General features: G+C 63.8%; 27 protein-coding genes. 15 read left to right on the forward strand and 12 right to left on the reverse strand.

Annotated features, from left to right (window positions below):
- Positions 1-7: 7 nt before the first annotated feature.
- The gene (locus tag ACWGS8_RS06090) at positions 8-502 is read right to left on the reverse strand and encodes a YegJ family protein (protein WP_454580050.1); all 495 of its coding nucleotides are present in this window, start codon (positions 500-502) and stop codon (positions 8-10) included.
- A 439-nt stretch (positions 503-941) separates the two neighbouring features.
- On the opposite strand from ACWGS8_RS06090, the gene ACWGS8_RS06095 reads away from it, so the two are divergent.
- The 3 genes from ACWGS8_RS06095 (at position 942) to ACWGS8_RS06105 (ending at position 3,706) form a co-directional block, all read left to right on the forward strand.
- A complete protein-coding gene (locus tag ACWGS8_RS06095) occupies positions 942-1,184 on the forward strand; it encodes a DUF1344 domain-containing protein (RefSeq protein WP_454580051.1) in 243 nt (80 codons plus the stop codon).
- A gap of 202 nt (positions 1,185-1,386) precedes the next feature.
- The gene (locus tag ACWGS8_RS06100) at positions 1,387-3,009 is read left to right on the forward strand and encodes an FAD-binding protein (RefSeq protein ID WP_454580052.1); all 1,623 of its coding nucleotides are present in this window, start codon (positions 1,387-1,389) and stop codon (positions 3,007-3,009) included.
- Between the two features lie 73 nt (positions 3,010-3,082).
- The gene (locus ACWGS8_RS06105) at positions 3,083-3,706 is read left to right on the forward strand and encodes a hypothetical protein (RefSeq protein WP_454580053.1); all 624 of its coding nucleotides are present in this window, start codon (positions 3,083-3,085) and stop codon (positions 3,704-3,706) included.
- A gap of 62 nt (positions 3,707-3,768) precedes the next feature.
- Here the strand turns inward: ACWGS8_RS06105 and ACWGS8_RS06110 are convergent, their stop codons facing one another.
- The 3 genes from ACWGS8_RS06110 to ACWGS8_RS06120 all read right to left on the reverse strand — a co-directional run bounded on the left by ACWGS8_RS06110 (position 3,769) and on the right by ACWGS8_RS06120 (position 6,024).
- Positions 3,769-4,290 (reverse strand): hypothetical protein, encoded by a 522-nt coding sequence (locus ACWGS8_RS06110; RefSeq protein ID WP_454580054.1) that lies wholly within the window; start codon positions 4,288-4,290, stop codon positions 3,769-3,771.
- A gap of 162 nt (positions 4,291-4,452) precedes the next feature.
- Positions 4,453-5,583, reverse strand: a complete 1,131-nt coding sequence (locus ACWGS8_RS06115) for a hypothetical protein (protein WP_454580055.1) — start codon at positions 5,581-5,583, stop codon at positions 4,453-4,455.
- Positions 5,584-5,589: 6 nt separating this feature from the next.
- On the reverse strand, positions 5,590-6,024 hold the full coding sequence (locus ACWGS8_RS06120) for a DUF4383 domain-containing protein (RefSeq protein ID WP_095792823.1): 435 nt from the start codon (positions 6,022-6,024) through the stop codon (positions 5,590-5,592).
- A gap of 713 nt (positions 6,025-6,737) precedes the next feature.
- Between ACWGS8_RS06120 and ACWGS8_RS06125 the strand changes: the two genes are divergently transcribed.
- On the forward strand, positions 6,738-7,676 hold the full coding sequence (locus ACWGS8_RS06125; RefSeq protein ID WP_454580056.1) for a diacylglycerol/lipid kinase family protein: 939 nt from the start codon (positions 6,738-6,740) through the stop codon (positions 7,674-7,676).
- A gap of 93 nt (positions 7,677-7,769) precedes the next feature.
- Here ACWGS8_RS06125 and ACWGS8_RS06130 read toward each other — a convergent pair whose 3' ends face one another.
- From ACWGS8_RS06130 to ACWGS8_RS06140, 3 genes are read right to left on the reverse strand one after another with little or no spacing between them, the layout of a single operon-like run.
- Complete coding sequence (locus ACWGS8_RS06130) at positions 7,770-8,687, reverse strand: NAD(P)-dependent oxidoreductase (protein WP_454580057.1); 918 nt, start codon at positions 8,685-8,687, stop codon at positions 7,770-7,772.
- Entirely contained in the window at positions 8,684-9,898 is a 1,215-nt protein-coding gene (locus ACWGS8_RS06135; RefSeq protein ID WP_454580058.1) for a mandelate racemase/muconate lactonizing enzyme family protein, read from the reverse strand. The genes ACWGS8_RS06130 and ACWGS8_RS06135 overlap by 4 nt, the downstream gene beginning before the upstream one ends.
- Positions 9,895-11,511, reverse strand: a complete 1,617-nt coding sequence (locus tag ACWGS8_RS06140) for a GMC family oxidoreductase (protein WP_454580059.1) — start codon at positions 11,509-11,511, stop codon at positions 9,895-9,897. Before ACWGS8_RS06140 ends, ACWGS8_RS06135 begins: the two co-directional genes overlap by 4 nt.
- Positions 11,512-11,717: 206 nt before the next feature.
- Between ACWGS8_RS06140 and ACWGS8_RS06145 the strand changes: the two genes are divergently transcribed.
- The 3 genes from ACWGS8_RS06145 (at position 11,718) to ACWGS8_RS06155 (ending at position 13,444) form a co-directional block, all read left to right on the forward strand.
- Entirely contained in the window at positions 11,718-12,659 is a 942-nt protein-coding gene (locus ACWGS8_RS06145) for a phosphoribosylaminoimidazolesuccinocarboxamide synthase (RefSeq protein ID WP_454580060.1), read from the forward strand.
- Positions 12,660-12,750: 91 nt separating this feature from the next.
- Positions 12,751-13,146, forward strand: coding sequence for an acyl-CoA thioesterase (locus tag ACWGS8_RS06150; RefSeq protein WP_454580061.1), 396 nt, complete (start codon positions 12,751-12,753; stop codon positions 13,144-13,146).
- Positions 13,147-13,279: 133 nt separating this feature from the next.
- Positions 13,280-13,444: a hypothetical protein gene (locus ACWGS8_RS06155; RefSeq protein ID WP_454580062.1), complete on the forward strand. Its 165-nt coding sequence runs from the start codon at positions 13,280-13,282 to the stop codon at positions 13,442-13,444.
- A 208-nt stretch (positions 13,445-13,652) separates the two neighbouring features.
- Here ACWGS8_RS06155 and ACWGS8_RS06160 read toward each other — a convergent pair whose 3' ends face one another.
- Complete coding sequence (locus ACWGS8_RS06160) at positions 13,653-14,021, reverse strand: winged helix-turn-helix transcriptional regulator (protein WP_027047286.1); 369 nt, start codon at positions 14,019-14,021, stop codon at positions 13,653-13,655.
- A 91-nt stretch (positions 14,022-14,112) separates the two neighbouring features.
- Between ACWGS8_RS06160 and ACWGS8_RS06165 the strand changes: the two genes are divergently transcribed.
- Positions 14,113-14,718, forward strand: a complete 606-nt coding sequence (locus ACWGS8_RS06165) for an NADPH-dependent FMN reductase (RefSeq protein WP_454580063.1) — start codon at positions 14,113-14,115, stop codon at positions 14,716-14,718.
- Between the two features lie 68 nt (positions 14,719-14,786).
- On the opposite strand, the gene ACWGS8_RS06170 is transcribed toward ACWGS8_RS06165, so the two are convergent.
- Together ACWGS8_RS06170 and ACWGS8_RS06175 are read right to left on the reverse strand one after the other, a co-directional pair.
- The gene (locus tag ACWGS8_RS06170; protein WP_454580064.1) at positions 14,787-15,596 is read right to left on the reverse strand and encodes an MBL fold metallo-hydrolase; all 810 of its coding nucleotides are present in this window, start codon (positions 15,594-15,596) and stop codon (positions 14,787-14,789) included.
- A 69-nt stretch (positions 15,597-15,665) separates the two neighbouring features.
- Positions 15,666-16,073, reverse strand: a complete 408-nt coding sequence (locus ACWGS8_RS06175; protein WP_454580065.1) for a winged helix-turn-helix transcriptional regulator — start codon at positions 16,071-16,073, stop codon at positions 15,666-15,668.
- Between the two features lie 97 nt (positions 16,074-16,170).
- Between ACWGS8_RS06175 and ACWGS8_RS06180 the strand changes: the two genes are divergently transcribed.
- The 4 genes from ACWGS8_RS06180 (at position 16,171) to ACWGS8_RS06195 (ending at position 20,584) form a co-directional block, all read left to right on the forward strand.
- Positions 16,171-17,151 (forward strand): quinone oxidoreductase family protein, encoded by a 981-nt coding sequence (locus ACWGS8_RS06180; RefSeq protein ID WP_454580066.1) that lies wholly within the window; start codon positions 16,171-16,173, stop codon positions 17,149-17,151.
- A 220-nt stretch (positions 17,152-17,371) separates the two neighbouring features.
- Entirely contained in the window at positions 17,372-17,920 is a 549-nt protein-coding gene (locus ACWGS8_RS06185; protein WP_454580067.1) for a winged helix-turn-helix transcriptional regulator, read from the forward strand.
- Entirely contained in the window at positions 17,917-19,020 is a 1,104-nt protein-coding gene (locus ACWGS8_RS06190; RefSeq protein ID WP_454580068.1) for an HlyD family secretion protein, read from the forward strand. Before ACWGS8_RS06185 ends, ACWGS8_RS06190 begins: the two co-directional genes overlap by 4 nt.
- A 7-nt stretch (positions 19,021-19,027) precedes the next feature.
- Complete coding sequence (locus ACWGS8_RS06195; protein WP_454580069.1) at positions 19,028-20,584, forward strand: DHA2 family efflux MFS transporter permease subunit; 1,557 nt, start codon at positions 19,028-19,030, stop codon at positions 20,582-20,584.
- A 44-nt stretch (positions 20,585-20,628) separates the two neighbouring features.
- Here the strand turns inward: ACWGS8_RS06195 and ACWGS8_RS06200 are convergent, their stop codons facing one another.
- Entirely contained in the window at positions 20,629-21,870 is a 1,242-nt protein-coding gene (locus tag ACWGS8_RS06200; protein WP_454580070.1) for an RNA polymerase sigma factor, read from the reverse strand.
- Positions 21,867-22,271: a YciI family protein gene (locus tag ACWGS8_RS06205; RefSeq protein ID WP_454580071.1), complete on the reverse strand. Its 405-nt coding sequence runs from the start codon at positions 22,269-22,271 to the stop codon at positions 21,867-21,869. Before ACWGS8_RS06205 ends, ACWGS8_RS06200 begins: the two co-directional genes overlap by 4 nt.
- Positions 22,272-22,504: 233 nt before the next feature.
- Between ACWGS8_RS06205 and ACWGS8_RS06210 the strand changes: the two genes are divergently transcribed.
- From ACWGS8_RS06210 to ACWGS8_RS06220, 3 genes are all read left to right on the forward strand, one after another.
- Entirely contained in the window at positions 22,505-23,383 is an 879-nt protein-coding gene (locus tag ACWGS8_RS06210; protein ID WP_454580126.1) for a DMT family transporter, read from the forward strand.
- A gap of 242 nt (positions 23,384-23,625) precedes the next feature.
- Positions 23,626-25,116 carry an endo-1,3-1,4-beta-glycanase EglC gene (eglC, locus tag ACWGS8_RS06215; protein ID WP_454580072.1) on the forward strand — a complete coding sequence of 497 codons (1,491 nt, stop codon included), beginning with the start codon at positions 23,626-23,628 and terminating at the stop codon, positions 25,114-25,116.
- Between the two features lie 35 nt (positions 25,117-25,151).
- Complete coding sequence (locus tag ACWGS8_RS06220) at positions 25,152-26,897, forward strand: type I secretion system permease/ATPase (protein ID WP_454580073.1); 1,746 nt, start codon at positions 25,152-25,154, stop codon at positions 26,895-26,897.
- Positions 26,898-26,899: the final 2 nt, after the last annotated feature.

The following is a 26,899-nucleotide window of genomic DNA, read 5'->3' on the forward strand; positions in this document are numbered from 1 at the left end:
CCCGCCGTCAGCAGTCGAAACCATATTGTTCGCGCGTGGTGTCCGCTTCTTCTTTGGACATTTTCTTGAACATCACGCAGACGGTGAAGCTGCCAACTTGACGCCCACCGCTTCTATATCCCCAGTCGGAAATGTCGTCCCTGGTGAATTCTATGGTCTGGCCGAGGACGACATTGTGCACCCCCTCCGGCTGGTTTGCCAGGATGCCGACAAATCCGGCCTCGGTGCGGCTGAACGGTGTGACCCAAAAATGTTCGGTGACGTTTCCATCCCGCACCTTAACCTTCAGTTTGAACCTGTCTGTCCCAGGGGGAGGAGCCTCGGACAAGGCGAGGAATTCATCCAGTCTGGCGAGCGCCTTCGCAGTAGCCAGAGCCATATCGGGATCGTCGGGAGTAAAGATGACCGTTTTGTCGTCGCCTGGATCCACGCCTTGTGCGCCGGCCAATCCCGGAGCAAACGCTAGCATCAGGGATATCATGGTCCGGACTGCAAGTTTCATCGTGGCTCCCCCGTCGCGACGGTTGAAATCATCGCACATCTATTTCGGGTCTGCAACCAGAGCGCGAGTTTTGTCCACCTTTTGAGATGGCGGTTGAGCTGATCCATGAAACAAAATTTGTAGCAATCGAAGATCAGCAGGTTGTTTCGTGATGCAATCCAGGGCGGATTATGGCGGCTGCGTGATGGCCGCGAGGCGCCCGCCGCAATCGCCTAAACGATTCTTTTCATGGACGAACAGCGCGCGCCGAGGCAAACGATACGGCTGAATATCGCGCCGGCCACATGCAATGTGTCAGAATTAAGCCTATGATTTCCTTTGCGAAAAGTCACTCAATGTGATTTGCGGCCAGCAGGCTTCAGGCCCAGTGTCGGCTCGTTCGGTGCTGCCGTTGCCCAGCGCGGCGGTCCGGAAAGTGAAACAGCACGGAGTGCTATCGATGAAGAAGACCCTCGCAACCACCGCCGCCCTGCTCGCCTTCCTCGGTACGGCCTATGCCGCGTCCGTTCAGGGCACCATCCAGGCGGTCGATCCGACGACCAAGTCGATCACGCTTGACGACGGCAAGATCTACCAGCTGTCGCCGGAAGCGAAGATCGGCAAACTGAAGGTCGGCGCCAAGGTCGCGGTGACCGTCGATGACAAGACCGGCATGGTGACGTCGATCAAGAAGGTTTCGTAGACACGAGCGCCACGCGTCGGCAGACCTGCTGACCGAATTTTTAAGACCCTGCTCCAATCCTGGCCGGTTCCCTCGGGGATCGGCCATTTTCATGCTCCTGTTCACCGATCGCCGGACCACCGAGGTGGCTGAACGCCGCCCCGGCAGCCCCTATGGTTTTTGCCGAAGAGCCGCGCTATCCCTTGACCAATGGGGGATTTGCATGGCTGACGAACAGAAGGGGTTTCGCCTGTCGCGCCGGCTGGTGCTCGGCGCGGCTGTCGTCGGCGGCGCGGTGCTGTGGGGCGGAGCCACAATGGCCCGGCTGGCGCGCGGGCCTTCAGGGCCGAAGAATGCCGGACGCATCGCCGACATCGATGGCATTGCCCTGCCGCTGAAACCGATTGTCAGTCCGCCGCCCTTTGATCCTTCGCTGCCCTGGTCGGCCAAGGGCGGCGACATCAACGACGCCAGCGGCCTATCGCGGACGCCGGTCTATGGCGTGGTCGAGGTCAGCGAGGAGGACCATATCGCCAAGGCGTTGGCCTTTGCCCGTGCCAACGGGTTGAAGGTGTCGCTGGCGGCCATTCGCCATTCGATGGGCGGCCATGCCTTCGATGACAATGCGCTGGTGCTCGACCTCAAGAAATTCAACAAGGTCACCGTGGATGCCGCGGCCAGGACCATGACGCTGCAGCCCGGCGCGCGCTGGCACGACATCCAGAACCTGCTGCATCCGCGCTTCGCGGTGAAGGCGATGCAGTCGACCGACATTTTTTCGGTCGGCGGCTCGCTGTCGGTCAACGCGCATGGCATGGACCATCAGGCGGGTTCGGTGGCCGGCTCGATCCGCTCGATGCGGGTGATGCTGGCCGACGGGTCGGTGACGACCTGCTCGGCCACGCAGAACAGCGAGCTGTTTCGCCATGTCGTCGGCGGCTACGGCCTGTTCGGCGTGGTGGTGGAGGCGACGCTCGATATCGTCGACAACGCCGTCTACCGCACTTCGCGTGAAATCATCAAATCGCACGATTTCCCAAAATTCTTCGCCGAGGTGCTGGAGCCGAACAAGGGTATCGGCCTGTTCTACGGCCATCTGTCGACGGCACCGGGCAATTTCCTCGAGGACATGATCGTCTATCGCTACGACAAGGTGGCCGAAGAGCCGCCGGCCGACCAGCCTGATATCGGCGAACCGGGCTCGGTCGGGCTGAAGCGGGTGATCATCAATCTGGCGAAATGGGGCAGCGTGTTCCAGGAGCTGAAGTGGTTCACCGAAAAGACGCTGGAACCGAAATTCGAGAACTGCACGGTGGCGCGCACCGCAGCGATGGCGCAAGGCGAGGCGTGCCTCGTCACCCGCAACAACCCGATGCACGATTCGGTGCCGTATCTGTTCAACGATCTGGCTGACGAGACCGATATCCTGCACGAATATTTCATTCCACGTGCGGCCTACAATCCGTTCATCACCGAAGCGCGCGAGATCCTGCGCAACCAGACGCTGCCGGTGCTGAACGCCTCGGTGCGCATCGTCCACAAGGAGGATGTGGCGCTGACCTATGCGCCGGAGCCGGCCTACTCGCTGGTGCTCTACATCAACCAGCCGACCGATGCCGACGGCAATGCGAAGATGCGGGCCCTGACGCGGGCGCTGATCGAGGTGACGATCAAGCATGGCGGGCGCTTCTTCCTGCCCTATCAGCTGCACTACACGGCCAAGGAGTTGCAGGCCTCCTATCCCGAACTGCCGGCCTTTCTGGCGGCGAAACGGCACTATGACCCGACGGAACTGTTTTCCTCGACCTTCTACCGTGGCATCAAGGCACTGAGCGGGGTTGCGTAGGAAGCAGTTCCAGGAAAAGTGTGAAGCGGTTTTCCGTCCGGAACTGCTCAGGAATGAAGCAGGAGAACAATCGATGTGGATGGTATCGGCGGCAGCCCTCACTCTCATCGCGCTGTGCGCTGGACCGGCCGGGGCCGAGGACCTCAAGGCCTTCAAGCTGACCATCGACGGCGTGGCGGTCGATATCGATCCCGGCGAGAGCACGACCATTACGCTGCCCGGCGGCAAGCAGAGCAAGGTGACGCTCGAGCGCAACGACTTCGCCACCTTTTCCGGCGGTAGCTTCTCCTTTGTCCATCCGAGCGGCATTTCGGTCACCAAGACCGATCTCGGCGAGAACATCGCGCAATATCTGATGGCTTCGGCGCTTGGCACGATAGTCGTCGTGCAGGAATACGGCAAGATGAACCCGGTGTCGCTCAACCAGCTGATGCTGCAGGAAATGACCAGGGAATCGGTGCAGGCCGGTGCGGCGCTGACGCAGCAGCCGACGACGCGCAAGCTCGCCGACGGCAAGGAACTGACCGGCATCCGCGCCGAGGTGAAGACGCGCACCGACACCGCGTATTTCGAGATCGTCGGCTACGGCCTCGCCGATCAGGGGCTGTTGTTCGTCACGCGCGTCGGCAGCGAGGACCTGGCCGCCGAACAGCCGCTGATCGACAAGTTCTGGGAGAGCCTGAAGGTCAAGATGTAGGTGTTAAAGCGCGTCGGCTGAACCCGTTTCGGCGCTGCGTACTTTTGGGCGACATGCATTGACTACAGCCCCGTCGGCATCAGACCGGCCAGCCAGTTCACCGAGCGTTTTGCCGCGTCGGCGGTGGCGGAAGCCGCGCGGCCAAGATCGGTCTTGACCACGGCATAGCCGTTCTTGGTGCGGTAGAGCACCCCGGTTCCGCCATCGACCACCTGTTCGTAGGCGACGGGCCGGGCGGCGTCCGCGTCGACGGTCGTCGTCGGCGAGCCGACTGGCGCGCTCGGCCGATGGCTCAGTTCCGGCGGCAACGGGCTTTCCGTTCGCACGACCCTGCCGGCGGGCTTGAGTTCGGGGCGGGATGCGGTGGCGGCCAGTTGCGACGAGGATGACGAACCCTTGGCGCGGCAGATGCCGGACACCAGCGGATAGTCGAAATTGCGCTGGTGCAGGATCTGGCTCTTCATCGCGGCTTCGCATTCGGCGATGGTCGACCACTTGGCCGGCGTCTCGCCGATATATTCGCACAGCTTTGCGTCGCAGTCGCAGCCGACGATGGTCATGGCGACAAGGGCGGTCTTGATCACGGTCTTGTCCCTTCGAGATGCCCCCCGGCAGCCCATTCAGGTGCATATCACCCTTAGGCAGCATGCATCATTCCATCGCGCGCGAACAAGGCGGGATTTGGCCGCGATTGTGGAATGAGCATGGCGGTGCGTCTGATCTTGGCCCGGCGTGGCCGAAAGGCCTCAATAGTCGTAGACGTGTTCGAGCTTGGCGCCGGCCTTCATCAGCGACGGCAGCACCAGATGCAGCTTGCGCACGGCCACGACCATGCCGGTGCGGCGCGTCGAGGGATCGGCCGGCAGCGGATAGCTGAACAGGATGCGCATGCCTTCGGGGACGGCGATCGAGTCGGTCGACAGCATGGTGACCATGATCTCGTCATTGCCGCCGATCTCGACGAAGGAGACGCCCTTGTCGATCAGCCGCGGGATCATGTCGGTGAAGACCTGATAGCGCTTGGTCACGAAGATGGTGCCGTCAGGACCCAGGTCGCGCTCCAGCAAGGTGTCGGGCTCATTGCGGGTGGCTTCGCCGACCGGGCCTCTGGCCCAGACATGGATGTCGAGGAAGGCCGGGTCGGAAGTCGCGGCGAGCGCCTGTTTGATCAGGTCGGCATAGCCCTGCTTGATGGTGTCGGCGAGGCCGAACGCGAGCTTGCGTTCGCTGGTGCGGACGGAGCTGTCGCCCGGCGCCGGTTGCACGGCAAACAGGCCGGCGCGTTTCTCGGCATAGGCGAACTGGTACCACGGCACCTGGTCGAGAAAGCCTGCGTAGTCCGCCGCCACCTTGGCCTGGTAGATGTCGGCGGCGGTGCGCTTGGCCGATGTCGCCTCGGTGACACGGCCGACCGTGTTCTCGTAGGCCCATTGCAATATGTGCTCGATTGAGTGGCTGGTGCCGATGATGACCAGCATCTGGTGGTTGGCATAGTTGAACTTGTAGGGGGAACTGGCACGGATCACGGTGGCGTAGTCCTGCCAGAAGCGGCCGACATAGGACCAGTAGGGAAAGCCGCTCGGCTGGTCCTTGGCGACGAAGCCGGCATATTCGCGCGCGGCGTAGACGATCGCCCATTCGGGGTAGGTGAGGAAGGTCGATTCCTCCGGCCTTTGGTAGCCGGGGATTTCGGCGCGGACCTTGTCGGCCAGTGCCTTGGGTGGTGCACCATCGGCAATGCCGGGCAGCGGCGTCTTGTCGAGCGACGGCGTTGTCAGGAAACCGTAGCTCAGCCCGACGACCGGGATGAGGATGATGATGACGATCAGCCAGACGATCGTCTTGATGATGCGCTTCAGCCAGCGGAACAGCAACATGGCCGGTCAGGCCGTGGCGAAGTGGTCGTGTATGCGCTTCGACAGCCAGAAGCCGACATAGACGGCGAAGCCGCCAATGACGATGTGCGGCAAATTGGCGAAGAAGCGGGCGGGGAACTCGATATCGTTGAGGGAGCGGAAACCGTTGATGAAGATGCCGGCATCGAGGCAGCCGGAGCCGGTGATCAGCCCGAGCACGCCATCGAATAGATAGACCGAGCCGAACAGCTTGAAATAGAACACGGCCTGGCGGTGCGAGATGAAGGCGGCGGCCAGCGCCCAGACACCGGAGAAGGCGTGCAGCAGGTCGTCGTACCATTGCAATGAGAACAGGCCGAACAGATTGCCATTGGCATCGTTGAACGCCGGTATGTAGCCGATGGCGACGACGGCGAAGAACAGGAAAGCATAGGCAACGGCCAGCTTCTGGATGAGCGTCATGAAGTATCCCCCTTCAATTGACGTCGAACGTTAGCTGATTTTGCCGCCGGTTGCAGCCCCAACCGGAAACACCGGAAAAATTGTGCGGAATATGAAACGACAGTCGGCGCCGGGATTTCTCCCAGCGCCTCCCTGTCAGATCAGGACACGGTCGCGGCAGCAACTTCCGTAAAGTCGTCGCGCCATGCCGGCCTTGATTTTGACGGTCCTGCCAGCCACCACCCCAAAGGCAGTGTCCGTTCCAGACCACGCTGGTCTTGGCCCTTGCGGGCTTTGCCCTGCGTGCCATCGAAGGTTTTTGCCGTCCTTCATGGCAGCATCGGTCCGCCGTCGGCGTTGGCACGCTTTCCGCGGCCCCGTAGGTCTCGGCTACCGTCCCTCGAAACAGGCAAGCCTGCTCTCGCTGCGGGCCGTACGGGCCTCAGGAAATCCGCCTTTCACTTTCGCCTTTCGGCTGGGCGATCAGTGGCCGCCTGAGATGGGTTTAACGTACGCCGGGTAAGGGTCCCGAGGAATGGCCCTGGGCCTGTGGATAGCGGGATTATCGGGGACCGTTTGGCGAGAGCCCAAGAACTTCGGTGCCCGCTGCCTTAGACAGCCTGCCCCTCTTTTCGATGCTGCAATCCACAGCGCCCCTTGCTCCGCCGACGGGCGCGGGCTTCAATGCCGGCAAACGATCGAGCGTTCATGCTCGGCGCCGGGGAGGGTGCGTATTGAAAGTCGGGGTGGTTCTCAATCCGATAGCCGGTGGCGGCCGGCTGAAGCGGCATTGGCCTGAGGTTGCCGCTTCGCTGAAAAGACACTTCGGCGATTTCGAGCTGCGCGAGACGCAGGCCGAGGGCGATGCCGAACGGCTGGCCATCGACCTCGCCGCCACCGGCTTCGATCTGGTGATCGCCGCCGGCGGCGACGGGACCGCCAGCGAAGTGGCCGACGGGCTGCTGCAAGCATTCGAGGAGAGCGGCAAGACGACCGAGCTTGGCCTGCTGCCATGCGGCACGGGCATCGATTTCGCGCGCGGTCTTGGCCTGCCGAAAGCCGTGGATGCGACCTTGAAGCGGATCGCCGGTGCAGAGGGCCGCAAGGTCGATGCCGGGCGCATCTGCTACATCGACGACCATGGCGCACTGGCCAGCCGCCACTTCATCAACATAGCCAGCCTTGGCCTATCGGGCGCCACCGACCGCGCCGTCAATGCCGACAAGAGCAAGGGCAAGATGTCGGCCAAGGCGCTATTCCTGTGGCGCACGGTGGTCGAGTTCATCCGTTACCGCTTCCAGCATGTGCGGATCACCGTCGACGACGGTGCGCCAGTCGAGGCGCGTATGGCACTGGTGGCGGTGGCCAACGGCAAATTCTTCGGCGGCGGCATGATGATCGCGCCCGACGCCGAACTGACCGACGGGCAATTCGATATCGTCATCCTGCGCGCGGCTGGCAAGCTGAAGCTGATCTGGGACATCCGCCTGCTCTATGGCGGGCGGCACCGCAACCATCCGGCGATCACGATCCTGCGCGGCAAGAAAGTGGTTGTCGAACCGCTCGACGATGGGGCAGGGAACGACGCACTGGTGGACATAGACGGTGAGTCGCCCGGACGCATACCGGCGACCTTCGAGATCCTGCCCGGCGCGCTGACGCTCAGATATTGAATCAAGGCGTTGCCAGATTGATTCAAGTCTTTTCGAAACTGAATCCGGCTATCGATTCAAGCAGATGAAATTGCTTGGCTTTCCGCTCTCCAGTCAGATTTCCAATCTGGCTGGAAAACCAGGCGCGCGCAGGTCGGTGCCGACGGCATCCTCGAGCAATTTGACGATCTGGGTCGACCAGGCGCTGCCGCCATAGGCCGCCTTGCCTTGCTCGAAAATCGCGTTGACGCGGGATGCCAGCTCCAGCGGCACGCCGAAATCCTTGCCCATGCCCAACGCAAAACCAAGATCCTTCAGCGCCAGGTCCATGGTGAAGCCGATGTCATAGGAGCCATTGAGGACGAGCTGGCTTTCGGTCTCGTGGACGAAGCTGTTGCCGGAGGAGGCAACGATGGCGTGGTAGGATTGGGCGAGGTCGAGCCCGCCCTGCTTGGCCAGCATCAGTGCTTCGCCGGCGGCGACGAGATGGATGAAGGCCAGCATGTTGGTGATCACCTTGATCACCGCAGCCGAACCGATCGGCCCCATCAGGAAGGAGCGCGCGCACATTGCTTCGATGGCCGCGCGGTGGCGTTCGTAAAGCGCGGCATCGCCGCCGACCAGCGCGGTGATTTTTCCGACCGCCGCCAGATGCACGCCGCCGGTGACCGGGCATTCCAGCGTCTCGACGCCTTTGGCCGAAGCGAGGCCCGCGAGACGCACGATCTCGTCGCGGCCATTGGTCGACATCTCGATCCAGGTGCCGCCCTTGGGCAAGCCTTCGAGCAACCCGCCAGGCCCGGCAAGCACTGCCTCGCTGACCTTCGGCGAGGGCAGGCAGGTTACAGCGTTGCCCGCGCGGGTGGCGGCCTCGGCTGGGCTGTCGGCAGCGGTGGCGCCGAGCGCCACGAGGCGCTCGACCGCAGCCGGGTCGCGGTCGAAGACGGTGACGGCAAAGCCGTTGCGGATCAGGCTGGCGGCAAGGTTGCCGCCGAGATGGCCGAGGCCGATGAAGGCGTAGCTCTCGCTCACGGCATCAACGGCGTCTGCATCATCTGCAGATGCAGATCCTTGCCGGTGTAGGGATGCGCATCGCAGACCGCTTCGTTCAGTTCGACGCCCAGCCCCGGCTCCTTCGACGGGATGACATTGCCGTCATGCCACTCGATCTTCTTCTTCAAGAGCGTGGCGTGGAAACCGTCCCACTGCTTCAGCGATTCCAGGATGAGGAAGTTGGGCAGCGTCACCGCCAGCTGGATGTTGGCGGCGCCGACGATTGGTCCGCAATAGCAATGCGGCGCGATCTGGATGTGATAGGCCTCGGCCATCGCCGCGATCTTCTTGGTTTCGAGAATGCCGCCGGAGCGGCCGAGATCCGGCTGCAGTATGGTCGCCGCACGGTTCTCGATGACGCGGGCGAATTCGAACTTGGTCGTCAGCCGCTCGCCGGTGGCGATCGGGATCGACGTGCCTCGCGCCACCTGCGCCATCACTTCTGGCATGTCGGGCGGCACCGGCTCCTCGAACCACAAGGGATCGTAGGGTTCGATGGCGCGGGCCATGCGCAGCGCGCCCGACGCGGTGAACTGGCCGTGCGTGCCGAACAGGATGTCGGCGCGGGTGCCGACCGCCTCGCGGATCGCCTTGATCATGCGGGTGGAGACATCGATGTCGAGCAGGCGCGGCTGATGGCCGTCGAAGGCGGTGTAGGGGCCGGCCGGGTCGAGCTTGACGGCATTGAAACCCTGCTCGACATATTCGAGCGCGCAGGCCGCCGCCATTTCGGGGTCGTTGTAGACATTCCTGCCGTCTGGCGCGTCCTCGGAATGGACGCTGCCGGTGTGCGGATAGAGGTAGGTGTAGGAGCGCAGCGTCTCGTGCACCTGGCCGCCGAGCAGCTTGTAGACCGGCTTGTTGGCCTCCTTGCCGATGATGTCCCAGCAGGCCATTTCGAGCGCCGAGAAGCAGCCCATGCCGGAAACATCGGGGCGCTGCGTGAAGCCGGAGGAATAGGCGCGGCGGAAGAAGTTCTCGATGTCGTGCGGATCGCGGCCGACGAGATAGCGCTCGGCCATGTCCTCGACCATTTTCGCCGTGACATGGGCGGAGAAGGTGGCGTTGTAGGCTTCGCCATAACCGACCACGCCGCCATCGGTGGTCAGCTTGACGAAGATGAAATACTTGCCGCCGATGCCGGGCGGCGGGTTGCCGACAACCCAGGTCTTGACGTCGGTGATCTTCATTTTTGGTCCTCCAGAACCAGTTCGGCACCCTTCCACCCGGTCATGACCGAGGCGGCGTTGGTGTTGCCGGTGATGTTGTCGGGAAAGATCGAGGCGTCGATGACGCGCAAACCCTCGAGGCCATGCACTTTCAAGCGCGGATCGACGACGGCGCGCTGCGGATCAGGCCCCATGCGGCAGGTCGAGACCGGGTGATAGACGGTACCGGAGCGTTTCCTGAAATCGGTGATCAGGTCGGCGTCGGACTGGATCGACGGGCCGGGCAGGACCTCTTCCCGGATGATTTCCGCCATTGCCGGCATCGAGGCGATCTTGCGCACGAACTTCACCGCCGCCAGCATCTCCTCGACGTCGGCGTTGGTGGAATAGGCATTGGCGGTGATCTTTGGATAGTCCAGCGGATTGCCGGAGCGGATCATGATCTCGCCCCGGCTCGACGGGCGGCAATTGGACAAGCCGATGGAGAAGCCGGGCCATGGGTCGGGTGTCAGGATCGGCCGCTCGCCGCTCTTCGGGATGACAGTCGAGAAGGCCTGGAAATAGAGCTGCATGTTGGGACGCGAGAACGCCGGGTCGGTGCGGAAGAAACCGCCGCCATGGTTCATCGACAGCGACAGCGGGCCCGAACGGGTGAGGATGTACTGCATGCCGACCAGCAGCTTGCCCCACCAGGGGCGCAGGATCTGGTTGAGCGTCGGCACCTTGCCCTTGAAGGTGTAGTTGATGCCGACATGGTCCTGCAGATTGGCGCCGACATTCTCGTTGGCGTGGACGAGCGGGATGCCCAGACCTTTGAGCAAAGCCGCAGGGCCAACGCCGGAGAGCTGCATGAGTTGCGGCGAGTTGATCGAGCCGGCGGAGAGGATCACCTCGCGGCCGGCACGCGCCGTCTTCGTCTGGCCGTTCTGCAGATATTCGACACCGACGGCGCGTTTGCCTTCGAACAGGATGCGGCTGGCCAGCGCGTTGGTCTCGACGCGGACGTTGCCGCGCTTCATCGCCGGCCGCAGGAAGGCACGCGCGGCGGACATGCGGCGGCCGTTCCTGGTCGAGATCTGGTAGGTGCCGACGCCCTCCTGGGCAGCGCCGTTGAAATCGGGATTGAGCGGCAGGCCGGCCTGCTGGCCGGCGGCGAGATAGCGCTTGGTCAGCGGATGGACGGCGTTCGCCGTCTCGCTGATGTGCAGGGGACCGCCGGTGCCACGCCATCTGTCGGCGCCGGCCTCATTGTCCTCGAGCGCCTTGAAGATCGGCAGCAGTTCGTCATAGCCCCAGCCGGGATTGCCGGCGGCGCGCCAGTCGTCGAAATCCTCGCGTGCACCCCGGATCCACACCATGGCGTTGATCGAGCTCGAGCCGCCGAGCAGCTTGCCGCGCGGCCAGTGGTCGACATTGCCGCCGAGACCGGGATCGGCTTCCGTCTTGTAGTTCCAGTTGACCGCGGGATCGAAGAAGGTCTTGCCGTAGCCGAGCGGCATCTGCACGTAGAAGCGCCGATCCGTGCCGCCGGCCTCCAGCACCAGCACCGAGAAGCGGCCGGAGGCCGACAGTTTGTCGGCGAGCACCGAGCCGGCCGAACCGGAGCCGACGATAATGAAGTCAAAGGTCTGCATGATTGAAACGGGCGGCTCCGGAAATCTGGCCGCAGCCTAGACGCGACGGGTTCGCCGCGTCGCCGGGCCTTCCGGCATGCGTTGTGAAAAATGCGACTGGAATGCGAGGTCGAGTTGCGGGGAATACCGACAATCGCGCTTGATATGCATGGGGCCGACAGCTTATGCGAGGGCATCGGCCAAATCTGCGGAAGGCAGGAAATCATATGCGGACCCTGTCGGATGCGTTCATTCCCGAGCTGCCGGGCCACTACAAGGGCAAGGTGCGTGAAAATTACGATTTGGCGGACGGGCGGCGCATCATCATCGCCACCGACCGTCTCAGCGCCTTCGACATCATCCTGACCTCGATCCCGTTCAAGGGCGAGATTCTCACCCAGACGGCGCGCTACTGGTTCGAGGAAACCGCCGATATCTGCCCGAACCATGTGCTCGAATATCCCGACCCGAATGTTGTCGTCGGCACGAGGCTCGATATCCTGCCGGTCGAAATCGTCGTGCGCGGCTATCTCGCCGGCACCACCAGCACCTCGATCCTGACGCGCTACAAGCGCGGTGAGCGCAACATGTATGGCATGCGCCTGCCTGACAGCCTGCGCGACAATGAGAAGCTGGCCGAGCCGGTAATCACCCCGACAAGCAAGGCGGCGGATGGCGGCCATGACGAGCCGCTGTCCAAGGCAGAGATACTCGAACAGGGACTGCTCACGTCGGCACAATGGGATATCGTCTCGGATTACGCCTTGAGGCTGTTCGCCCGCGGCCAGGCGCGCGCCGCCGAGCGCGGCCTGATCCTCGCCGACACGAAATACGAATTCGGCACCGACAAGAACGGCACGATCATCCTGGCCGACGAAATCCATACGCCCGACAGCAGCCGGTACTGGATCGCGGCAAGCTACGAACAGGCTCTCGCAAGCGGCACGCGGCCGGAGAGCTTCGACAAGGATTTCATCCGCTCCTGGGTGGCGGCGCGCTGCGATCCCTACAAGGATCCGATCCCCAGGATTCCCGACGAAATCATCGAACAGGCCTCGCGCATCTATGCCCAGGCCTACGAGGCGATCACGGGCAAGCAGTTCGTCCCTGACATTTCCGGAAAGACCGTTCTCGATCGCATCCGCTCGAACCTGGCGCGCTACTTCTAGCGGCCAGGCGAAGCTTTGCCCGGAGCGCGTTGACGCGTCCGCGCCATGACGCTACGGGATCGAGGGCAGTCGATCTCAAGGGATTTCTCGCATGGTGCACTACGCGGACGGACGGCCGATCGGAGACCTAACGCTGCGCACGCTGGCCATGCCTTCGGACGCCAACGCCGCCGGCGACATCTTCGGCGGCTGGGTGATGGCGCAGATGGACCTTGCCTGCGGCATCCGCGCCGCCGAGCGCGCCCGGGGCCGCGTGGTGACGGCGGCGGTCAAGGAGATGTCCTTCGCCAAGCCGATGAAGATCGGCGACACGCTGTGCATCTACACCCATGTCGAACGCGTCGGCCGCACCTCGATGACGCTCAAGGTCGAGGCCTGGGCGCAGCGCTATCTCTCCGACCTGATGGAAAAGGTCACCCACGCCGATTTCGTCATGGTGGCGCTGGACGGCGACGGCAAGCCGAAGGCCGTTCCGGCCGAGGGTTGACGAAAGCCCGCTTCCCGCGATCCTCCGTTCTCGCAGTCCAAGGCAATTGTAACATCGCCCGTGCAGGCAATGCGTTTGCCGACATCCAATGGTTGCCTTGACGCCCGATTGTGCCGGCGTTGGGGGAAAGACAATGCGTCAACACATACTGAACAGCTGGCTCGTGGCAGCCCTTGTCGCTTTGGTCTGCCTGCTCGGCGTAACCGCTTATGCCGAAGTCAAAAACGACCTTCGGCCCATCGCCTGTACGCAAGGCGACAAGGGTGACCGCAAGCCGGCCGCGATATGCGCGCCCTGAGCACGGCGCCCTGCGATGGCCTGGCGCCGAGAAGCTGAATGGTTGCCTTTGGTCCGCGATTGCCGTTGCCCAGGTAGCGCCTGGATGGTCGTGCTCAAGCGCCGTAAGGCTATATTGCCGGATCGCGTTTAGAGAACCACGGCTCTAATTGCCGTCCTAGGCAATTGCGCTCAACGCAAAACTTCGGATCCCTTGCAGCGCAAGGGTTTCAGCCGTGCATGACGTCGAATTTTTCGCGTGCCTCCCGCACACGCTGGGTGTTCCTGCGTGCCCATTCGCCAAGCGCGCTGACCGGGATCAACAGTTCGTGACCGAGTTCGGTCAGTTCGTAATCGACGCGCGGCGGAATGGTCGGAAACACGGTGCGGGTTACGAAGCCGTCGCGTTCCAGCCCGCGCAAGGTGGTGGTCAGCATCTTCTGCGAGATGCCGCCGACAGCCGCGCGCAACTCGTTGAAACGCAGCGGTCCGTGGCCAAGCTTGCCGACCACGAGCACGGTCCATTTGTCGCCGACGCGCTGCAGGATTTCCGAAATCGCGCGGCAGTCTTCGGTGTTGTGCGGGTGCCTCAGTAACAAAACGGTGCCTCCTTGCGTCGGCAGTTGACAGTATCTCATATAGCGCCGGTATCTAAACGATACCAGCTTTTTACTGGAATGGAGAGCCCCCATGTCAAAGCCGAAAATCGCCATCATCGTCGGTTCGACGCGCGCCGCGCGCTTCGCCGATATACCGACCCAATGGATCGCCAAGATCGCCAAGTCGCATGCCGATATCGATGTCGAAGTCGTTGACCTCAGAGATTTCCCGCTGCCCTTCTTCGACGAAGTCGCCTCCTCCGCCTGGGTGCCGTCGACCAACGAAGTGGCGCAGCGCTGGCAGAAGAAAGTCGCCGAATTTGACGGCTTCATCTTCACCGCCGCCGAATACAATCACGGCCCGACGGCCGTGCTGAAGAACGCCATCGACTACGCCGCCAATGAATGGAACAAGAAGCCGGCCGGCTTCGTCGGCTATGGCAGCGTCGGTGGCGCCCGCGCCGTCGAGCAGCTCCGCCTCCATGCCGTCGAGCTGCAGATGGCGCCGGTCAAGTCGGCTGTCCACATCGCCTGGGGCGACTACCTCGCCGTGCGCCAGGGCGAGAAGAAGCTCGAAGACCTCGAGCATCTGAACCAGGCCGCCACCGCGCTGGTCAACGACGTCGCCTGGTGGGCCAAGGCGCTGAAGAAGGCCCGCGATGCCGACGTGGTCAACGAGGAAATCAAGGCGGCCTGATCGCCGGTCGGATTATCCTCGCAAGGGATATGGGGCGGCGCTTGCGCCGCCCTTTTCGATTATAGGGGCTATAGCGGCTCAAATCGAAAGGTGCCGCCAGAACGGACGACACGGCCAATGCCGGGCGAATCCAGATGCGCGCCGGCAACGAAACAATGATCATCCGCCGCAAGCGCCAGCAGCCGCAACCGGCTCTGATGCGCCTGGTCCTGATCCGTATCGAATTCCCACGTCACCTCGGGCCGATCGAACTGCAGCGATGGGACGTGAACGGTGTCACCCCAGATCAAAATGCTCTCGCCGCCGCTCGAAGCGCGAAAGCAGCTGTGACCCACTTCATGGCCGTGAGCGCCGATAATGTCGACATAGGTCCCGAGACGGTCTCCGGCTTCGAATGGTTCCGCCATGTCGTGAAATCGCTCGAGCCGCGCTTCGGCGCGGAACAGGTCGAGTTCCTGCCTCGGAACGAGCAAGCGCGCCAGGCGCGGGAAAGCATCCCGGCCGTCGGCAAGCACAAGACCCTGGATATGGTCGAGATGCGTATGGGTGAAGCAGACGGTGCGGACTTTTTCGACATCGATGCCGGCTTCGTCCAGCGCCTGGGGAAGCCGGCCCATGGTCGGGTGCCAGGCATTCGCGGCGCCAGTATCGATCAAGATGATCTCATTCCCATCGTCAATCGCGAAGGCGTTGACGGAGAGCCTGAGTTGACCGCCAATCAACGCGACCTGCACCGGCAAGTCATCGCCAAATGGCTTGTCGCCGTTTTGCCGGAGCCGTCTGACCGGCATGTCGACATAACCATCGCGCAAAGCGGTGATGCGCAGGTCACCAAGAGCGTAGGTGGAATGAAGTTCGCTCGAAGCTGTGCGGTGCATTCGCCGATCCGTTCTGCAGACAGTCTGCGATGGGCAGCCGGCGTCGGCAACCCGTCCCGTCAATGAGATCTATGCCAGGTGCGCGTGCCGTGCCTGCCTTGGCCGGATGATGCAGTCGGCGAGCCGGTGCTTCTCGTCCAGCTCGTCCGCGTGATGCTGGCCCCACTGGCAGAGCGCCAGCAGAATCGGCTCGAGGCTGAGGCCCAGGCTGGTCGCCGAATATTCGACGCGGGCGGGCACTTCGGCGAAGATCTCGCGGCTGACGAGGCCATGCTCCTCCATCTCGCGCAGTTGCTGGATCAGCACCTTCTGGGTGATGCCAGGCATCATCGCCTTCAGCGCCGACAGCCGCCGTGGACCATCGAAGAGATGGTAGAGGATGACCGCCTTCCAACGCCCGCCGATCACTTTCAGTGCGCGCTCCGCCGGCAGCATCGGCAGTCGCTTGATTGGCATCTTGCTGGCTGGACCGGCCATGGTCACCTCCTGGTCAGCAGGGGACAAATGAGTGTGTAGTCGCGGCCTCGCAGATAGTGGCAAACCAAGGCCGATGCCAGTGCGATCGGAGTTTGCCATGAAAGCCGTTCAATTCAGCCGTTTCGGCGGTCCCGAGGTGCTGGAGGTCGTCGACCTGCCGGCGCCGCTGCCGCAGCCCGGCGAGGTGCTGATCCGGGTGCGGGCCGCCGGCATCAACTTCTTCGAGGCGCTGATGCGCGCGGACCGCTACACGGTAACCCCGCAGTTGCCGATGTTTCCCGGCGTGGAAGTGGCTGGCGTCGTCGAAGCCGTCGGGCAAGGGGTGGATGGGGCGCTGCTGGGAAGACGTGTCGCGGCGCCGCTGTTTGCCTCGCAGCGTCCCTATGGCGGCTATGCGGAGCAGGTGACCATGCCGGCCGATCTCGCCGTGCCGCTGCCGGACGACGTCTCGTTCGAAGAAGCGACGGCGCTGATGGTGCAGGGGCTGACGGCGCTGCATCTGCTGCGCCAGAGCCCGCCAGAGGGCAAGTCGGTGCTGGTGCTGGCCGCCGCCGGTGGCGTTGGATCGCTGCTTGTCCAGCTAGCCAAGACAAAGGGCGCGGCCAAGGTGATCGCGGCCGCCGGCGGCGCGGGCAAGATCGACCTTGCCTTGTCGCTCGGCGCCGATGCCGGCGTCGATTACATCAGGCCTGACTGGCCCGCGCGCGTTAGCGAGCTGACAGGCGGGGAGGGGGCCGACGTCATCTACGACACGGTTGGCGGCGCGCTGACGGCTCTGTCGCTGCAGGCGCTGGAGTCCGGCGGCGAACTGGTGTTCGCGGCGCTCGGCCGCTATGGGCTCGAACCTTCCGATCTGGAAGCCATGATCGGCCGCAACCAGTCGCTGAGGGGGTTTGCGCTGCTGCCGCTTCTGTCGCCACAGGTGTTGCGGGCGACCCTGTCGGAACTGTTCCAGCTGTCCGCGAGCGGTCGGCTGCGGGTCGCGATCGGCGGCCGCTTCCCGCTCGGCCAGGCCGGCGAGGCGCACCGACTGCTGGACGAGCGGCGCTCGACCGGCAAGGTCGTGCTGGTGCCCTGACGGAACTATTTTCTGGGGAGGCCATCAAGCAGCCCTGACGGCACGTCGCGCGACGTTTTCCAGCGCCGCAGCCATGCCTTGGCGGCGGCGCGACTGCTGTTTGGGGGCCCATCTCATTTCCCAGAATCGGCGGTCGCCTCCAGCGATCACATTCGAGTGACTTGCATAATGCAATTAACATGGCTATAGGTGACTTTCATTTTGAAAGAGACCTCCGGCCATGGTTGCAAAAACAAGCTTCGAGACCCGCCCGTGCCCAATCGCGCGCAGCCTCGACGATGTCGGCGAGTGGTGGAGCATCCTGTTGCTCAGGGACGCGTTCCAAGGGCTGACGCGCTTCGACCAGTTTCAGAAGAGCCTGGAGATCGCGCCGAACATCCTCACGCGCCGGCTGAACAGCCTGGTCGAGCGTGGCCTGTTCGAAAAGCGCGCCTACTGCGAGCGGCCGCTGCGCCATGAATATGTGCTGACCGCCAAGGCGCGCGATTTCCGCCCGGTGCTGCTTTCGCTGCTCGCCTGGGGCAACAAGCATCTGGCCCCTGAAGGCCCGAGCCTTGTGGTGGTGGACAAAGCGGACGGGCGCTGGGCCGAGCCTGTGCTGGTCGACCGCCAGACCGGTCGGGAACTCGACGGCGGGGGCTTTACCATGGCGACGGCGCCCCGGGCCACCGACCGCATGCGGCAGCGCTATCGCTTCAGCACGGAGGGTTCCGGCCTGCCGCTCATCGACAACGTTGAGCAAAGCCGTGAAGAGGCGCGAGGCAAATGAACAAGGTTCTCTCCGCCGCCGAGTTGCAGCCGGCGCAGCCATCCGCCGTCCAGATCCCCGCGCCCGCCAAAAGCCGCCGCAAGCCCTTCGTCATGCTGGGTGCCGCGATCGCCATCGGCGTCGCCGGCTGGTATGGCTTTCAGTGGTGGCAGGCCGGCCGCTACCTGATGTCGACCGACGATGCCTATGTCGGCGGCAATGTCACGCCGCTGGCGCCACGCGTCGCCGGGCATATCGATCAGATCCTCGTCGAGGACAATCAGCATGTCGACGCCGGACAGCTCATCATCCGCATCGACGACCGGCCTTTCAAGGCGGCAGTGGAGCGTGGGCGGGCTTCCGTCCAGCAGCAGCAATCGGCCCTCGACAATCTTCGCGCCCAGGTTTCGCTGCAGAATTCGCTGATCGAACAGGCGCAGGCCGATCTCGAGGCGAAGAGTGCGGCCGCGACGTTCACTACACAGGACGCCAAGCGCTACGAGGTGCTGGCCAGCACCAAGACCGGCTCGCAGCAGGACGCGCAGAGAAGCCTTGCCGCCGACGGGCAGGCCAAGGCCTCCGTCGCTGCCTCGCGTGCTGGGCTTGCCGCCGCCAGGCAGCAGCTCGACGTGTTGACCACGCAGATCTCGGAAGCCACCGCCGCGGTTTTGGCCGCCAAGGCCGATCTCGACACGGCTGAACTCGATCTCGGCTTCACGCAGATCCGTGCTCCGATCGACGGCCTCGTCGGCAACCGGCTGGCGCAGGTCGGCACCTATGTCTCGCCGGGCAGCTATCTGCTGACGATCGTTCCGGAGAGCGGGCTGTGGGTCGACGCCAATTTCAAGGAAGACCAGTTGCGGCGCATGGCCGACGGACAGGCGGCGACGGTCTATACCGACATCGCGCCGGACCAGCCGCTCAAGGGCCATGTCAGCAGCCTGGGGCCGGCGACGGGGGCGATCTTCAGCGTCATCCCGGCGCAGAACGCGACCGGTAATTTCACCAAGATCGTCCAGCGCGTTCCAGTCCGCATCACCATCGACCCGGACCAGGCGCGGAAGGTCGCACTGCGGCCAGGCCTCTCCACCGTCGTGACGGTCGATACCGGCGCACACTGAGGGCATCATGTCGGAGCGCCCGCAATCCTTCCTCGCCAGCATCCTGCCGTTCATGGTGATGTGCGTGGGGATGTTCATCGCGCTGCTCGACATCCAGATCGTCGCGTCGTCCCTGCAGGACATTGGCGGCGGCCTGTCGGCGGCGCAGGACCAGATCGGTTGGGTGCAGACGTCCTATCTGGTGGCGGAAATCATCGTCATTCCGCTGTCGGGCTGGCTGACCCGGGTGTTTTCGACACGCTGGCTGTTCACCATTTCGGCTGCCGGTTTCACGCTGGCCAGCATGCTGTGCGGCTTCGCCTGGAGCATCGAAAGCATGATCGTGTTCCGGGCGCTGCAAGGGCTGCTCGGCGCGTCAATGATCCCGACAGTCTTCACCTCGTCGTTCCACTATTTCCAGGGGCCGAGGCGGGTCTATGCGGCCGCGGTGGTCGGCAGCATCGCCTCGATCGCGCCGACGCTCGGGCCTGTCATCGGCGGCTGGATCACCGATACGCTGAACTGGCACTGGCTGTTCTATGTCAACGTCATTCCGGGCACCATCATCACCATCCTCGTCGCATTGCTGGTCAAGATCGACAAGGCCGATCCGTCGCTGCTGAAGGGCGCCGACTATACCGGCATCGTGCTGATGGCGGTCAGCCTGGGCACGGCGGAATATGTCCTGGAGGAAGGTTCGCGCTGGAACTGGTTCGACGACGCGACAATCCGCAATGGCGCCATCGTCGCCGGCATCACCATGGTTCTGTTCGTCATCCGCAGCCTGACCTATTCGCAGCCGGTGGTCGATTTCCGCGCCTTCGGCAACCGCAATTTCGCCATTGGCTGCTTCCTGTCCTTCGTCACCGGCATTGGCATCTTCGCCACGATCTATCTGACGCCGCTGTTCCTCGGCTATGTCCGGGGTTACGACGCCTTGCAGACCGGGCTCGCAGTGTTCTCCACCGGCGTCGCCTCGATGGTCGGCGTGCCCGTCTACATCTTTCTCGCCAAGCGCTTCGACACGCGCTGGCTGATGATGTTCGGGCTGGCCTCCTTCGGCGCCTCGATGTGGAGTTTCAGCGCCATCACCAGCCAGTGGGGTGCGGCCGAGCTCCTGATCCCGCAGCTGTTCCGTGGTTTCCCGCAGGTCTTCGCCGTGGCGCCGAGTGTCAATCTCGGCCTCGGCAGCCTGCCGCCGGAGCGGCTGAAATATGCCAGCGGCCTGTTCAACACGATGCGCAATCTCGGCGGCGCGGTCGGCATCGCCATTTGCGGCGCGATCCTGAACGACCGCACCAACTTCCATTTCCTGACGATCGCCTCGCACCTGACGCCGCAGAACGAGGCGGCGATGCGGGTCGTCGACACTATCGCGTTGCGCTACGGCCAACTGCCCGGCGCCGTCGCCGACGGCCATACCGCCTCGCTGAAGCAGCTGTGGGCGCTCGCCTATCGCGAGGCGTCAACCATGGCCTATGCCGATGCGTTCCTGGTCATCATGGCCGCCTTCGTCATCGCGACGGCACTGGTTCCGTTCCTGCGCAACGTCACGCCGAAGGCGCCGCCACCGGAAGCCCACTGAGGGTGGACCACCGCACCGGCTTGCGGTGGATGCAGGCCAATGAGCTAGTCACCCGCGCGCGCGAGCAGCAGGGCGCGCTCCCTGCCATTGCCGGTCAATTGCGCGGCCTGGCGGAACGCGGCGCGGGCTTCCGCCTGATGTCCCAGTTTTTCCAGAAGATCGCCGCGCACCGTGGGCAGGAGATGCGAGTCCTTCAGGCGCGGCTCGTCCTTCAGCGCCTCGACGATGGCGAGGCCCTGCGCCGGGCCGAACGCCATGCCGACGGCCACCGCCCGGTTGATTTCGACAATGGGTGAGGGGGCCGCCAGGGCAAGGGCCTGATAATAGGCGGCGATTGCAATCCAGTCGGTGTCGGCTGCCGTCACGGCGCGGGCATGGCAGGCGGCGATCATCGCCTGCAAGAGATAGGAGCCGGGTGTCGATGTCAGGATCATCGCCCGGTTCAGGCCGTCGAGGCCGCGCCGGATGAGCGACCAGTTCCATCGGGCGCGGTCCTGGTCAAGCAGCAGGATCGGCTCACCCGCCCGGCCGGTGCGGGCAGGGAAGCGCGAGGCGTTGAGTTCCATCAGCGACATCAGCCCCTGCACCTCCGGCTCGTCGGGCATCAGCGCCGCCAGGGAACGGCCAAGGCGCAGCGCCTCGCCGCAGAGATCGGCGCGCAGCCAGTCCGGTCCATCGGTCGCCACATAGCCTTCGTTGAAGATGAGATAGACCACCTCCAGCACGGCGGCGAGGCGTTCGCGCCGCTCCTCGCCGCGCGGTGTTTCGAACGGGATGGCGGCATCGCGAAGCGCCCGCTTGGCGCGCACGATGCGCTGGGCGGCGGTGGCCTCGGGCACGAGGAAGGCGCGGGCGATCTCAAGCGTCGACAGCCCGCCCAACAACCGCAGGGCGAGGGCCGCGCGCTGTTCGGCAGGCAGGACGGGATGGCAAGCGGTGAAGATCAGCCGCAAAAGGTCATCGTCGATGTCCTCGTCGAGCGCTGCCTCGATGTCGGGCATCTCGCGCTCCAGCTCGGCGAGGTCGATGGCAAGTTCGCGGTGCTTGCCGTCGATCATGGTGGTGCGGCGCAGCCGGTCGAGCGCCCGGTTCCTGGCGACCTCCGTCAGCCAGGCGGCCGGGTTGCGCGGGATGCCGTCCCGGGGCCAGCGCTCCAGCGCCAGCAGGAAGGCATCGCCGGCGATCTCCTCGGCCAGCCCGATATCCCTGAGATAGCGGGCGAGCCTGGCGGTGAGCTTCGGCTGCTCGATCCGCCAGACCGCTTCGATGGTGGCTGTGGCCGTCAATCCTTCAACTCGCTGAAGCCTTCCACCACCTTCTGGACGTCCTCGGGGAAATCGCTCATCTCAAAGACGCGGCGAACCTCGATCACCTCATTCTCTCCAGCGGGGCAGCGGCGGGCCCATTCGATGGCTTCTTCACGCGAGCGCACGTCGATCACCCAATAGCCGCCCAGCACTTCCTTGACCTCCGCGAACGGCCCGTCGGTGACGACGGGCTTGCCGCCCTTGAAGCTGACCCGCGCGCCCGAGGACGGCGGATGCAGCCCATCGAGCGCCAGCAACACGCCGGCCTTCTTGAGCTCCTCATTGTATTTCATCATTGCCTCTACCCCCTTGGCGTCGGGCCTGACGTCGGGCGCCGCCTCCGCGTAGCCGCCGGGGATCATCAGCATCATGAACCGCATGGTCTTCTCCTTGTTCGGGTTGGTTCGATCATACGACGAACGGGGGATGGCGAAATCGACATGAGCGGCAAAAAAGTTCGAATCGCGATTACGCCAAGACCGAAAGCGTTGGACCGCCACATGGGCGAGGCTGCCATCTGGCCCTGTGCTTTTGCGCTGATATGTCAGCTTGCATTCGCCACCTCGAGTAAACCCGCGTGAAATCATCCAGCCTGGCCGGCGCCGTTTCCCCCATGATCCCGGTGCTCATCTGCGCGCTGGCCATCTTCCTCTTGTCCGGCATGGACGCGGCGATGAAGGTGCTGGTCATCGCTGTCGGTGTCTACAACACGGTGCTGTGGCGCAGCATGCTGGCGACACTGGTCGCGGGCGCGGGCTGGCTGGCGGGGCCGCGCTCGCTTCCCGCCGCCTCGGTGCTGCGGCTGCATGCCCTGCGCGCGGTGGTTGTCGGCACTGTCCTGCTGTCATTCTTCTGGGGGCTTGCGAGGCTGCCGCTGGCGGAGGCGGTCGGGCTAAGTTTCGTGGCGCCGCTGTTCGCGCTCCTGCTGGCCGCGCTGCTTCGGGGCGAAAGGATACAGCGCAAGGCGATCTGGGCCTCGCTCGCCGGCATTGCGGGCGTCGCAATCATCGTGGCCGGCCAGTTCGGGCAGAAGACCTATGCCGGCGATGCCTTGCTCGGCACGGCGGCGGTGCTGGTCTCGACGGTGTTCTATGCCTACAATCTGATCCTCGCGCGGCGACAGGCGATGCTGGCCAAGCCAATCGAGATCATGCTGTTCCAGAACCTTTGTGTTGGGGTCATGCTTGGTCTTGCCGCACCCTGGCTCGCCATTGCACTGCCCGGCAATCTCTGGCTTCCGCTCGCGGGGGTGACGGCCCTGTCGCTCGCCGGCCAGTTCCTGATGAGCTGGGCCTATGCGCGGGCCGAAGCGCAATATCTGATCCCGACCGAATATTCGGCCTTCATCTGGGCGATCGCGCTCGGGTGGTTCTTCTTCGACGAGGCGGTGACCTGGACGACGCTGGCGGGAGCCGGCCTCATCGTGACCAGCTGCCTGATCGCCGCGCGCTCCAACCCCAGACTTGCCGAGCCGATCGAAGTCGCGGTTTGAGGGGAAGCGCGCAAGTTGATCCGCGCCTAACGTAAAATTTTATTAAATAGATCGTTGGCCGAATTACGACCTGTAGACCATTCGTCGGGTTGTTGTGCTCTCAGACCGGAAAACGTCGATGTAATGTTGAACTATGTGGCAAGTTCCTGGAACGGTGTCGTGCATGGCAACGTTGGTCCGGATGCGCCCGCCTGGAATCGAACGATCCGAGCAGGCCAGGCATCACGAGGAGGATTTGTCCGATGAGCTTCTTCGTCAACGCCTTAGGTGTTCCTCTCCCCTACAGCGGCGCCTCCAACCATTGGTACTCGGCGGCAGGGTCCGGGCCGGACTTGTATGGCAGCTCCGGGAACGACTCATTCTACGGAGCATCCGGTGTCAACGTCACCATGCACGGAGGCACGGGCGATGACATCTATTACCTCTATGCGGCGGGCAACAAGGTGGCGGAGGCCGCTGGGGCAGGCATCGACACGGTCAGCACATGGATGAGCTACAAGCTCCCCGACAATGTCGAGAACCTCGTCGTCACGAACGCCAACAACTATGCCTTCGGCAATGGGCTGGACAACATCATCACCGCCAAGGCCGGACACCAGACTCTGGACGGCGGCGCCGGAAACGATGTGCTGATCGACGGCGGCGGCGGTTACGATACTTTCGTCGTCTCGAAAGGCAACGGAAGCGACCTGATAGCGAATTTTGCCGCCACCGACACGGTCCGCCTTGATGGCTATGGGTTCACTTCGTTCGACGCCATCCACTCCAGCATGATCCAGGCCGGATCGAACGTGCTGCTGAACCTCGGGTCCGGCGAGATCCTCGAGTTCAAGGACACGACCATCGACAAGCTGCAGCCCAGCCAGTTCGAATTGCCGATCGACAAATCCGGAATGCAGCTCTCCTTCAGCGACGATTTCAACGCGCTGAACCTTCACAACAGCCAGGGCGGCACGTGGGATACCAACTTCTGGTGGGGAGCGCCGAACGGCAGTACTTTGACCAGCAACAACGAGCTGCAATGGTACATCGACGCCAACTACGCACCGACGAGCTCCGTCCATCCGTTCAGCGTGAATAACGGCGTGCTCACCATCACCGCGGCGCAGGCGCCGGCGGACATCAAGCCGCTGATCAACAATTACGAATACACCTCCGGCATTCTGACGACCCACGATTCCTTCTCGCAGACCTATGGCTATTTCGAAATACGGGCCGACCTGCCCGAGAATGCCGGCGCCTGGCCGGCCTTCTGGCTGCTTCCGGAAGACGGTTCGTGGCCGCCGGAACTCGATGTCGTGGAAACGGCCGGCCAAGCCGCGAATTCATTGATCATGACGGCGCACAGCAATGAGACGGGAACGCACACCAAGGTCACGTCGACGGTGAGTGTCTCGAACCCCGCCGGCTTCCACACCTATGGTGTGCTCTGGACCCCGGACAAGCTCGTCTGGACCTATGACGGTGTGCAGGTCGCGGAAGCGGCGACGCCGTCCGACATGAACAAGCCCATGTACATGCTGGTCGATCTCGCGGTCGGCGGCTTTGCCGGCGCCCCTCCGGATCATCTGGCCACGCCGGCAGAGATGAAGATCGACTATATCCGCGCCTATACGCTGGACAATGCGCCGGCAAACGCCCTGAACATCGCCAGTAGCATCGACACGCACAGTGCCGCAACGCATAGCAACAGCATGTCGCACGGCGGTTCCGAGTTCGGGGGGCACGCGTAGGGTCTCGGGAACATGCGCCGTCGGGGAATGTGGAAATGACTGGACCGTCTGGCCTACGTCCGGTCTTCACGCGCGCCATCGCCGATGTCGGCGTCTTCTCGCTGTTGATCAACATCCTGCTATTGGTGATTCCGCTCTACCTGCTGCAGGTCTATGACCGCGTGCTGCCATCCTCCAGTGTCGAGACGCTTGTCTATCTTTCTGTTATCGCGGTTCTCGCGCTCGTTTTCCTTGGGCTTTTGGACGCGATCCGCGCCGTTTACACGCAGCGCGTTGCGGCGACCCTCGACCGGAAATTGGGCGCCAGCACATTCGCCGTCTCGCTTGGCGCGAAATATGCTGGCGGCCTGTCGCCGCTGCGCGATCTCGCCTCTGTCTGCGCCTTCATCAGGTCGCGCGGCGTGGCGGTGTTGTTCGACCTGCCTTTCGCCCCTGTCTTCCTGGCTTTGCTCTATCTCATCCATCCGGTGCTGTTCTGGGTGACGGTCGCCGGCGCGGCGCTTCTGCTTTTGCTGGTCGTGGCCAACCAGCTTGCCATCGGCAGGAACGACGCCTTGTCCGCGGAGCGTTCGGCCCTGGCGAGCCAGGCGGAACAGGCGTTTGCCCGCAATGCCGAGACGCTGCGCGCCATGGGCATGGTGGAGAACGCCGCGCGGGTCTGGGGACGGCATGTGGCGGCAGCGCTCACCTTGCATGACCGTTCCTCGAGTGCCAATGCGATCTTCAGCGGTGCCTCGCGGGCGCTGCGCATGATGCTGCAACTGGCGATCCTCGGCGCCGGCGCATGGCTGGTGCTCAAGGGGCAGATGACGGCAGGCATGATCTTCGCCTCCTCGCTGGTGTCGTCGCGCGCGCTGCAGCCGCTTGACCAGTTGATCGGCGCCTGGCGGCAGATCGCCGACGCCCGGCGAGCGTGGAAGCGGCTGGAGACGGCGCTTGCGGCGCGTCCGGCTGAAGCGCGCAAACTGATCCTGCCCGATCCGGCGGGCGCGATTTCCGTGCAGGACGTTTTCTTCATGGCGCCGAATGCGCAGCCCGGCACCGAACCCATCCTCAAGCGGCTGAACTTCCAAATCGGCGCCGGCGAAGCGTTGGCCATCGTCGGCCCGAGCGGCGCCGGCAAATCGACCCTGGCGCGGGTGCTTGTGGGCGCTGCCCGGCCGACCGGCGGCGCGGTCAGGATCGACGGCGCCGACCTCAGGAACTGGGACGAAAACCAGCTCGGAAAGCATGTCGGCTACCTCGCGCAGGAGGTCGAGCTCTTTCCAGGGTCGATCGCGCAAAACGTCGCCCGCTTCGACCCCGACGCAGATGACGCCGCGATCGTCGAGGCAGCTAGGCGGGCTGAGGCGCATGAGCTGATCCTGGCGCAGCGGGACGGCTACCAGACATTGATAGGTCCGTCGGACAGAATGCTGTCGGGCGGCGAACGTCAGAGGATCGGGCTGGCGCGCGCCTTCTACGGCAATCCGAGAATTCTCGTCCTGGACGAGCCCAGCACGCATCTCGACGGCACGGGTGAAGCGGCGCTCGAGGCGGTACTCGCCGCCGCGAAGGCGGCCGGCGTCACGATGGTCGTGATCACGCACCGCCCTTCGATTGCCGCGTCCTGCGACCGCGTGATGCTTCTGCGCGGCGGCGCGATCGAAGCTTTCGGCCCAAGCAGCGAGGTGCTCCGGCATTCGGTCGTTGGCAAGGGGCTTCCCGCGCAGCCGAATACGGTGGTGACAGGGTCGTTCGCCACGACGATCCGCGCCCATAACACCCGTTTTGGATCGTAGAT

This window comes from Mesorhizobium sp. 43Arga (assembly GCF_053714255.1).